The sequence below is a fragment of the Fretibacterium sp. genome, from assembly GCF_057312375.1.
In genome coordinates, this window is record NZ_DBHLDX010000066.1 from 1 (window position 1) to 10,285 (window position 10,285).

General features: G+C 59.5%; 11 protein-coding genes and 1 pseudogene. All 12 read left to right on the forward strand.

What is annotated here, in order from left to right:
• The first annotated feature begins 270 nt into the window (after nt 1–270).
• Nucleotides 271–594, forward strand: a complete 324-nt coding sequence (locus tag ACO41U_RS08685) for an ApaLI family restriction endonuclease (protein ID WP_485943204.1) — start codon at nt 271–273, stop codon at nt 592–594.
• Nucleotides 595–897: 303 nt separating this feature from the next.
• Nucleotides 898–1,836 (forward strand): hypothetical protein, encoded by a 939-nt coding sequence (locus tag ACO41U_RS08690; RefSeq protein WP_485943206.1) that lies wholly within the window; start codon nt 898–900, stop codon nt 1,834–1,836.
• Nucleotides 1,837–1,952: 116 nt separating this feature from the next.
• Nucleotides 1,953–2,724 (forward strand): IS5 family transposase gene (locus tag ACO41U_RS08695; RefSeq protein ID WP_485943208.1). Its coding sequence is split into 2 segments (ribosomal slippage): nt 1,953–2,297 and nt 2,299–2,724, totalling 771 coding nucleotides; the frame shifts between segments, so codons are not numbered across the junction.
• Between the two features lie 21 nt (nt 2,725–2,745).
• Nucleotides 2,746–3,111: pseudogene (locus tag ACO41U_RS08700) on the forward strand (DNA methyltransferase); the annotation flags it as partial.
• Between the two features lie 370 nt (nt 3,112–3,481).
• Complete coding sequence (fapR, locus tag ACO41U_RS08705) at nt 3,482–4,084, forward strand: transcription factor FapR (protein ID WP_485943210.1); 603 nt, start codon at nt 3,482–3,484, stop codon at nt 4,082–4,084.
• 70 nt (nt 4,085–4,154) lie between these two features.
• A complete protein-coding gene (plsX, locus tag ACO41U_RS08710; RefSeq protein ID WP_485943222.1) occupies nt 4,155–5,198 on the forward strand; it encodes a phosphate acyltransferase PlsX in 1,044 nt (347 codons plus the stop codon).
• A gap of 11 nt (nt 5,199–5,209) precedes the next feature.
• Nucleotides 5,210–6,163, forward strand: coding sequence for a nitronate monooxygenase (locus tag ACO41U_RS08715; RefSeq protein WP_298778021.1), 954 nt, complete (start codon nt 5,210–5,212; stop codon nt 6,161–6,163).
• An 82-nt stretch (nt 6,164–6,245) separates the two neighbouring features.
• On the forward strand, nt 6,246–7,193 hold the full coding sequence (gene fabD, locus ACO41U_RS08720) for an ACP S-malonyltransferase (protein ID WP_485943212.1): 948 nt from the start codon (nt 6,246–6,248) through the stop codon (nt 7,191–7,193).
• Complete coding sequence (gene fabG / locus ACO41U_RS08725; protein ID WP_485943214.1) at nt 7,193–7,933, forward strand: 3-oxoacyl-[acyl-carrier-protein] reductase; 741 nt, start codon at nt 7,193–7,195, stop codon at nt 7,931–7,933. Before fabD ends, fabG begins: the two co-directional genes overlap by 1 nt.
• A 38-nt stretch (nt 7,934–7,971) precedes the next feature.
• Nucleotides 7,972–8,223, forward strand: coding sequence for an acyl carrier protein (acpP, locus tag ACO41U_RS08730; protein WP_485943216.1), 252 nt, complete (start codon nt 7,972–7,974; stop codon nt 8,221–8,223).
• Between the two features lie 151 nt (nt 8,224–8,374).
• Nucleotides 8,375–9,619 carry a beta-ketoacyl-ACP synthase II gene (fabF, locus tag ACO41U_RS08735; protein WP_485943218.1) on the forward strand — a complete coding sequence of 415 codons (1,245 nt, stop codon included), beginning with the start codon at nt 8,375–8,377 and terminating at the stop codon, nt 9,617–9,619.
• The coding region (rnc, locus tag ACO41U_RS08740) for a ribonuclease III (RefSeq protein ID WP_485943220.1) at nt 9,616–10,285 on the forward strand (670 nt) is incomplete at its 3' end. The genes fabF and rnc, both read left to right, overlap by 4 nt.

The window sequence follows — 10,285 nt, forward strand, 5'->3', positions numbered from 1 at the left end:
CGCTCTGCTGTCCGTGGTCTTTGGCGGAGCTCCCGACGGCTCATGGTAGTAAAAAAGGAGTTTTAGGCTATTGATTGAAGGTACTTTGCAGTGGGAACTGTCTTTTACGTGGATGGCAGCATGGGACCCCGCACACGGGCCCCAGGCTCAGGGTGAAAAATTGTCTGCGTGGTTCCGTGGCGGTACGAACCGGAGACTGAACGCTCGACTGTGCCTTAAAGTGGCCATTGATGGTTATTTTGATCGGGATATTTCAGAAGGAGATTAAACATGGATATATGTGAAAAAATTAAATGCCTTGCGAATAAATATGCCTATGATCTTAAAAATCAAGTAGATACACGAATTGAAGAAATGAAAAACGATGATACTTCACATTATTTGTTGTATAGGGTATTAGGAGTTACCAATGAAGAAGGTACCCTTATTGATTTGTATCAGAATAAAGGACGTTTTCTATATAAGTATGCGGGAGCTTTTTTAGAAGAAGTTGCTGGTATGTGCATAAAACATAAATATCCTGATGCTGCCAAGGTGAGAATTCCTAATACACTAGGGACTAGGGCGTGTCATCAATTGACAAAGTTAGGATAAAGACAGTAAGATGGTCCATAGGCCGAAGTTGGGCAACGTATACCGTCAAGGGAGAAAAACGCTCAGATGACACGCCGTTACTCCTTGCGGGATGCCCCAGTGGAACGAATCAAGAATTTTCTACCGAGGTAGCCCAGCTATGTCGGTGTCAACAACAAGGATAACCGCCTTTTCGTCGAAGCACCGCCGGAATCTCATGACGAGATATTCCTGAACGTTTTCGAAATTTTCGCATGGTCTACACTCACTTCTCCCAATGGTGCAAAACCGGAGTTCGGAAACATATCAAGGAGGCGTGGAGAAATGACAGATGAGGGGAACGCTTCAATCAGGAACAAAATTTTTTCTGCCATGACGTTTTTGGCGTTTTTTGTTGTGGCACTGTCCATCCCCCTGGATGCTTTTATCGAGCGCTGTGAGTTCATGCAGCGCTATCATGAAAGCATACCATGGATAAAAGCGGCGTATGCAACCTACTGGGTCGGGGTGCTTGTTTCATTGGGTACCTTTGTTCTTGCTTGTTTCAGCACCAGTAAAAAGAGTTTTTCTATAGCAAAGTGCTTGCTTGTGGTCCTATCCGTTGTGGCTCTGGTGTGCTTATGGGGAACTGCTGATGAATCCCTGCGCCCGGGGGGATATATAGGGGGAGCGCTTTCTCTTTCGTTCTTTCCGGTCTTGACCGTAGTTTTTTGGTCTGTTCCTCCTTCAAATACTCCGAGGCCTAAGAGAAGGGCCATAGCGTTCGCAGCGGCATCTCTGTTTGTGGTAGGTCTTAGTCTTGATACTAGGATTCGTTTTTCGTTTTATTATCATCCGTCTGAGTTATGTAGGGAAGCCATAATTCTTTATCGTTCAAGACAGGTCAATTTCAGGCGTTGTAAAGACGCATTTGCAGGCGTTTCCTTCGATCAAAAGATATTTCTGGACGAAGTGGCTGACCGTTCCTGGTCAAGTGTCGTATCTTCTTATAACTGTAGGGGCCAGAGATTGTGGGAGCTGGGGGTGGTGTATCCGTTGGTAAAAAGTGATCGGTATTATCTGTGTTTTGATACGGAAAAACTTGCTTTATATTTTTCTGATGATTTGGGCCGTGACGAAGTTCTGCGATATCAGGATGAAATTAAGGAGAAGTTTGAAGCAAAGGTAATAATGTATGATAATTTTTTCAACGCTCCAGAGGAGAGGGCTTCTTATTACGATGGCAAGGGCAAGGTTGTTTATGCTTTTATCGGGAGTTTATGAAGCGCGGAATTGTCTAGGGCGTGTCATCGATTGACAAAATTTGGATAGAGACAGTAAAGTAGAGCTGAGGTTGAAGTTAGGTGAACTTATAATTGTCAGGGGAGAAAAGCACTCAGATGACACGCCGTTACGCTTTGCGGGATGACCAATGGGAACGCATCAAGGATTTTCTGCCGGGACAACCCGGCTATGTTGGTGCCAACGGCAAGGATAACCGCCTTTTTGTTGAAGCGGTCTTATTCCGTTACCGTGCCGGAATCCCATGGCGAGATCTTCCTGAACGTTTCGGAGATTTTCGCGTCGTCCACACTCGCTTCTCCCGGTGGTGCAAGAGCGGGGTCTGGAAACGTATCTTCGAGACGCTGGCGGAAGACGCCGACAACGAATATGCCATGATTGATTCGACCATTGTCCGCGCTCATCAGCATAGCGCGGGGGCAAAAAAAAAGCAGCCCGGACGAGGAAGCCATTGGTCGCAGCCGTGGAGGTCTCAGCACCAAAATTCATGCGACGGTTGATGCACTGGGAAACCCCACAAGCTTTTTACTGACGCCTGGCCAGGCTCATGATCTTACAGGAGCGGACCAGCTTCTGCCCGAAGTAGGGGCGGAAACGGTAATCGCGGATAAGGGTTACGATGCACAAGAACGGGTTATCGGCCTCCTGGAGAAGTCTGGGAAGAAAGCTATTATCCCGTCTAAGAGCAATGCAAAAGAACCGCGTATTTTCGATGAGCGGGATAAAGACCTTTACGGAGCCCGTCATTTGATTGAGAACTTTTTTGCACGCTTGAAACAATATCGAGCAATAGCAACACGATACGACAAGAGAGCTGTTCATTTCCTGGGCGCTGTTTATCTAGCTGCTATTGTAGTATGGCTTATTTGATGACACGCCCTAGATCCTTTTTGCGGCAGTGGAACAACGTTAGTGGCTGCTGAATTAGCTAAAAGGAAAGGAATAGGAATTGATATTAACCATGAGGCGGTAAAGATAGCTGAAAGGCGATTAGAAAATCCTTATAAAACGGAATCCAGATTATTAAAATTGGGAGAGGCTTCATATAAAACTAAAAGTAATTTTGAAACTATAATATTGGAGCAATTTGGTTGTGCGATTGTACAAAGAAGTAAAGGGATTGATGGATTTTTGAAAAAATATTATCAGGGTGCTCCAGTGGCAGTGAAGATTCAGAAACCGGAGGAAAGTTTTCATGAGGCAGTAGATTTGCTATGCAATGCAGGAAAGAAAAAAAATGTAGTGCGACGGTTTTGATACGCACGAAGGAAGATACTATGATTAGCTATATAAATATTCCTTCAAATATGATCGTCATTGATGAATATAAGTTACTACTTAAGCACGAGTTAGAAACGCTGTTTGAAGATTTGTTTGTATCTACTGTACATCATGTAGAGGTGGATAATAGGTTGCTCGTCAACAAATTGCAGGAAAAGCACCGTGAGTATTGTATGCGCTAATTTGACAGGGTGAAAAATGGAGTGTGAGGTATCGCTCAACCTGTAGATTGAGGGATGAACTCCCCCCTTGACGCCGTAGGACGTACCCCCTATACTTCTTTTAAAAGCAGATGTTAGTACCAGGTGCTAAATTACGGAGTGGTCTGCGGACCATTCCAGGATGGATGGACGGCGTTGCGAAGGGGGAGGTGTTTGCGATCGGTTCCGGGAGAACGGCAGAAACGTCAAGGAAGCTTCGGCAGGAGCGTCTTTCGGCGATCCTGGAGGCCGACCCCATGACCACGGATCAGGAGCTGGCCGCGTCCCTTGGCGTGAGCCTGGGTACGGTACGCCTGGACCGCGCCATGATGGGGGTGCCGGAGCTGCGGAAGCGCGTGCGCTCCATGGCGGAACGGGCGAGCAGCCGGCTTCGCTCCCTCAACCCGAGCGAGATCGTGGGCGACCTCCTGGAGCTTGAGCCGAACCGGTGGGCCCTGTCCGTCCTGCGCACGGCGCGGGACATGGCCTTTCGCTTCACGAACATCGTTTGGGACCACTACATCTATTCTCAGGCCAGCTCCATCGCCGTGGCGGTCATCGAGTCCGCGGTCGTCATCGTGGACTCAATGCGAGGTGAGTACAAGGGGCACGCCCACGTGGGCGACACGCTCATCGCCCGCGCGAAGGTGGGGGTGAACCGCGAGGGACGCCGCATCGTCAGCGTCCGCACCCGGGTGGGTGACAAGGAGATCTTCGTCGGCCGCTTCATCGTTGAGGTGTTGAGATGAGCGTCCGGGGACGGCGTTCGCCCCGCGGAGCGGCCAGACAGCTTGAGAGGACAATTCCTGAATGAAGAAGATGACCATAGCAGTGGACGCGATGGGGGGGGACAACGCCCCTCAGGCGATATGCGAGGGGGCAGCCCAGGCCTGCGCGGAGTTCGATGACCTGGAGGTCGTCCTGACGGGGGATCGGGAGAAGCTGCTTCCTCTGGTGGATGCCTCCCCTGCGGCGGTGCGGTCGCGGATGAGTATCCGGCACGCCGATGAGGTGATCGGGATGGACGAGCACCCCTCGGCGGCCATCCGCAGCAAGCGGAACTCGAGCCTGCGGGTCGCCATGGAGATGGTGCGGAGCGGGGAGGCGCAGGGCTGCGTTTCCGCCGGCAACACGGGGGCCATCGTGGCGGGGGGCGTGCTGGTGGTGGGGCGCCTGCCGGGGATCGACCGGCCGGCGCTTGGGGCGCCGCTGCCCACCATCGAGCGCTGGACCTTCCTGCTGGACGTGGGCGCCACGGTGCGCTGCAAGCCCGTGAACCTCTATCAGTTCGCGCTGATGGGCAGCGTGTACGCGCAGAGGATCATGAAGGTGAAGGCCCCTGAGGTCCGGCTTCTGTCGAACGGCACGGAGGAGATCAAGGGGGACGAGTCCGTTTCCGGGGCGCGGGAGCTCCTGTCGAAGAGCCGACTGAACTTCATGGGGTACACGGAGGGCGACGACATCGCCTGGGGTCGGTCGGACGTCGTCGTCTGCGACGGCTTCATGGGGAACGTCGTGCTGAAGTTCGGCGAGGGGCTGATGTACGGGGCGAAGTCCATCATCTCTCAGGAGATGGGGCGCCGCATCCTGCCCAAGGTCGGGATGCTCTTCATGATCCCCATGGTGAAGTCGCTGTGGTCGCGCTTTAACTACGAAAAGTACGGCGGCACGCCGCTTCTGGGGGTGAAGGGGGTCGTGATCAAGGCCCACGGCCGCTCCAGAGCGCCCGCCATCAAGGGCGCCATCTCCGCGGCCTGCCGGTTCATCGAGGAGGACGGCGTGGGGCAGATTCGAGCGGAGCTGGACACTGGAGCGGGGCCGCAGGGGGAGTCAAGGGGAGCGCAGGGCCAGGCTGAATATTGAGGTGACGTTTTATGATCAGGAACAATCGAGTTTGTGAGCTGCTGGGGACGGAGTACCCACTGATTCAGGGCGGCATGGCCTGGGTGGCCAACGCCAGCCTGGCGGCAGCCGTGAGCAACGCCGGAGGTGTGGGGCTCATCGCGGCCGGCGCGTCGCCCGCGGAGGTGCTGGAGCAGGAGATACTGAAGGCCAAGAGCCTGACGGACAAGCCCTTCGGGCTCAACATCATGCTGATGTCCCCGACGGCGCCGGACGCCCTTGAGCTGGCGGCGAAACACCGCCTGCGCATCGTCGCGACGGGGGCGGGCAGCCCCGGCAAGGTCCTGGAGAGGCTGAAGCCCCTGGGCACCATCGTCATCCCGGTGATCGCCTCGGTGGCCCAGGCGAAGCGGGCGGAGAAGCAGGGCGCGGACGCCATCGTGGCCGAGGGGACGGAAGCCGGCGGGCACATCGGCGAGCTGACGACGATGGTGCTGACGCCGCAGATCGCAAGCGCGGTGAATATCCCCGTCATCGCCGCGGGGGGCATTGCGGACGGCCGCGGCGTGGCTGCAGCGTTCGCTCTGGGGGCGGAGGGCGTTCAGTTGGGCACCCGCTTCATCTGCTGCTCGGAGTGTACGGTGCACCCCAACTACAAGCAGGCGGTGATCGACGCGCGGGACCGCAGCACGGCAGTCACGGGCCAGAGCCTGGGGCACCCCGTGCGCTGCCTGCGCAACAAGCTGACGGCCGAATTCGAGAGGCTGGAGGCCGAGGGCGCGCCCGCGGAGGAGATCGAGAAGCTGGGGATGGGTAAGCTCCGGGCGGCCGTCGTGGACGGCGACACGGAGTGGGGCTCCCTGATGTCCGGCCAGAGCGCCGCGATGGTAAACGACATCCTGCCCGCGCGGGAGATCGTGCGGGGCCTGTTCGACGAGGCCCGAAGGGTGCTGCACGGCATCCGGGACGCGGCGGGCGCGGAGTAGAGGGTTCGCAGAACCAGAGAAGGACTTCAAGTTACCCCGCGCGCCATGGCGTCGCAGGGCAATGCGAGGAGGCGGTATATAGATGAAGTACGCACTTTGTTTCCCCGGTCAGGGGGCGCAACAGGTGGGGATGGGCCAGGAGCTCTACAGGGCCTTCCTCTCTGCGAAGGCGGTCTTTGACGAGGCCGACGACGCCCTGTCCACGCACCTGACGAAGCTGATCTTCGAGGGGCCGGAGGGGGGACTGACCCTGACGGCCAACGCTCAGCCTGCCATCATGACGGTGAGCGTCGCGGCCCTCTCCGTCCTTGAGAAGGAGATGGGCGTGGCGCTGAAGCCCGCCTGCGGGGCGGGGCACAGCCTGGGCGAGTACACGGCCCTGGTTGCTGCGGGGGTTCTGTCCTTCCGCGACGCCGTCCGGCTGGTGAACAAGCGCGGTCGGTGGATGCAGGAGGCCGCTCCGGAGGGAGTTGGCGCCATGGCAGCCATCCTGGGCCTGGGGTCGGACGAGGTGAAGGCCCTGTGCGCGGAGGCCGCGCCCGGAGGCGAGTGTCAGGCGGCGAACTTCAACTCGCCGGGGCAGGTAGTGATCTCCGGCGTCAAGGAGTTCGTGGAGAAGGCCGCTGCCGCCGCCAAGGCGAAGGGGGCCCGAAAGACCGTGATGCTGAACGTCAGCGCGCCCTTCCACAGCCGCCTGATGCTCCCCGCGGCGGAGAAGCTGAAGGAGGAGTTCGAGCGCTGTTCCTGGGCGGAACCGAAGTGGCCCATCGTGGCCAACGTCAGCGCGAGCGCCGTCGTTTCGGCTGAGGAGATTCGGGACGCGCTTTACGAGCAGACCTTCAGCCCCGTGCTGTGGGAGAGCTCCGTGCTCTACATGGCGGATTACGGCGTGGACACGTTCCTGGAGCTGGGGCCCGGCGAGGTCCTCTGCGGGCTGATCAAGCGCTGTCGCAAGGGCATGAAGCAGATGGCGGCCGGCGATCCGGAGTCGCTCGAAGCCATGGCCACGGCCCTGCGGGAGGGCGCGTGATGGCGCGCCGGGTGGCCCTCGTCACAGGAGGGGGCCGGGGCATCGGCCGTGCCATCGTCTTGGAGCTTGCGCGGAACGGCTGTGACGTGGCGGTGAACTACGCAAAGAGCGCCGACGCGGCGGACGAAACCGCCCGCGCGGCGTCCGCCCTGGGCGTCCACGCGGAAACCTTCGGCGCGGACGTTTCGGACCGCTCTCAGGCGGAGGCACTGTTCAAGGCCGTCCGGGAGGCCATGGGCCCCGTCGAGGTGCTGGTGAACAACGCCGGCATCACCCGCGACGGGCTCCTGGTCCGGATGAAGCCCGATGACTGGGACGCCGTGATCGCGGCGAACCTGAGCTCGGTGTTCTACTGCACGAAGGAGGCCGTCCGCGACATGGCGCGGGCTCGCTGGGGCCGCATCGTCAACCTGGCCTCGGTGGTGGGGCTCATCGGCAATGCAGGACAGGCGAACTACAGCGCCTCGAAGGCGGGGATCATCGGCTTCACGAAGTCCGTAGCGCGGGAGTACGCCGCGCGCGGCATCACGGTCAACGCCATCGCGCCGGGCTTTATCGACACCAGCATGACGGCGGTCCTGAAGGAGGACGTCAAGGTCGCGATCGCTGCACAGATCCCCATGGGGACCATCGGGACGCCCGAAGATGTGGCCCGTGCCGCCGCGTTTTTTGCCTCGGAGGGAAGCTCATACATCACGGGGCAGGTTTTGGCAGTTGACGGCGGCATGACGATGTGTTAGATATACAACAAACGGTTTTACGGGGGGAGGTGAGCTGGATGAAGAAGGAAGAAGTTCTGGCCAGGCTGAAGGAGATCATCACGGACCGCCTGGATGTTGAGGAGGATCAGATCGTTCCGGAGGCGACGTTTGTCGAGGACCTCGGGGCGGACTCCCTGGATATTGTGGAGCTGATCATGGGCATCGAGGAGGAGTTCGATATCGAGATCCCCGATGAGGACGCCGAGAAGCTGACCTCGGTCGGCGAGGCTATGAATTACACGCTGAGCAAGATCGGCGTCGAGGAGTAGGCCTTTTGTGTCGGAGGGGGGAGGGCGAAGTCCTTCCCCCTTCGTGTCCATTGACGGCCCCACGAGGGGCCTGGCGAAGAAGACAGCTTCCCCGGCTGGGAACAGCGCAGGCACGGAAGAATATCGAGCATAGAGCAGGAGTGATCGCGCAATGAGCGCAACGAGAAGAGTGGTCGTGACGGGCCTCGGTCCCGTCAGCCCCATCGCCCTGGGTAAGGACGCCTACTGGAAGGCGCTTCGGGAGGGGAAGAACGGCATCGGCCCCATCACGACGTTCGACCTGGGGGACTGTCCTGTGACGTTTGGTGCCGAGATCAAGGACTTCGATCCCACCCGCTGGATGCCGGGCAAGGAGGCCAAACGGTCCGACCGCGTCATCCAGTTCGCCGTGGCCGCGGCCATGATGGCCGTGGAGGACGCGAAGCTGGACACGAGTGCCATGGACCCCTATCGCCTCGGCGTCTACATCGGCACCGGCCAGGGCGGGATCGAAACGTCCTTCAACAACTTCAACACCATGCTGACCAAGGGGTCCCGACGGGTCAGCCCCTACTTCATCCCCATGATGATCAGCAACATGTCCACGGCCTACGTGGCGATCGTCCTGGGCGCAAAGGGGCCAAACCTGTGCGTCGTCACGGCCTGCGCCACGTCGCTGCACAGCATGGGGGAGGCCTACCACACCATCGTGCGCGACGACGCGGACGTGATCATCGCAGGAGGGACGGAGGCCGCGCTGCGCACCATCAGCATCGCGGGCTTTGCCGCGATGAAGGCCCTCTCCACCCGTATGGATTCCCCGGAAACGGCCAGCCGCCCCTTCGACAAGGACCGGGACGGCTTCGTGATGGGGGAGGGAGCCGGAGTCGTGGTGCTGGAGGAGCTGGAACACGCAAAGGCCCGTGGCGCTCACATCTACGGCGAACTCGTGGGCTACGGCACCTCCTGTGACGCCGGTCACATCACGGCGCCGGACCCCGAGGCGGAGGGCGCTGCCTACGCCACGCGGCAGGCCATGAAGATGGCGGGCTGGCAGCCGGAGCAGGTGGACTACGTCAACGCGCACGGCACCTCCACGGGACTGAACGACAAGATGGAGTCCTTCATGATCCACAAGGTCTTTGGAGAGCGCGCGAAGGACGTGACGGTGACGTCCACGAAGTCCATGATCGGCCACTGCCTCGGCGCGGCGGGAGGCCTTGAGGTCATCGCCTCCCTGCAGGCCATCGAGGAGAACTACATCCACCCGACCCTGAACTACACGACGCCGGACCCGGAGTGCGACATCACCCTGTCCACGGGCAAGGGCGTCGAGCGGAAGGTGGACCGGCTTCTGGTGAACAGCTTCGGCTTTGGCGGGCACAACGGCGTCCTGGCGTTTCAGCGCTGCGAATGATGCCGGAGAGCGCGCTCCTGAGGGATATCCTTGACGCCGCCCTCTCCGAGCAGGAGAGGGCGCGCGTAGAGGGGCGCGACCTCGCGGCGCTGCAGTCCGCCCTGGGGTACTCCTTTCGCGACGAGGGGCTTCTGGAGGAAGCGCTGTGCCACGCCTCATTCGCCAACGAGCATGGGCTGGCCGTCAGCAACGAGCGGCTGGAGTTCCTGGGGGACTCCGTGCTGGGCTTCGTCGTGGCCCGCGCCCTCTACCGGCTCTATCCGGAGGCCAGCGAGGGCGACCTGACGCAGAAGCGCGCGGAGCTCGTCTGCGGCCGCTCCCTCCTGGACCGCGCGAGGGAGCTGAACCTTCCGTCCCTGATCCTGCACGGGCACTCCGTGAGGGACGAGGCGCTTCCCGCCTCGATGTGCGAGGACGCCGTGGAGGCCCTCCTGGGCGCGGTCTGCCTGGACGGCGGCGTCCAGGCGGCGGAGGGCGTCATCGGACGGCTGTTCCTGCAGGAGGCGGAGGTGCGGGCCGAGACTGACGTCAGCCCCAAGTCGAGGCTTCAGACGTGGCTTCAGGCCCGCAGGATCCCCCTGCCGACCTACGAGCTGGTCTCCGTCACCGGACCCTCCCACGCGCCGTCCTTTCGCGTTCGGCTCAGGGTGAACGGCGTCGAGCACA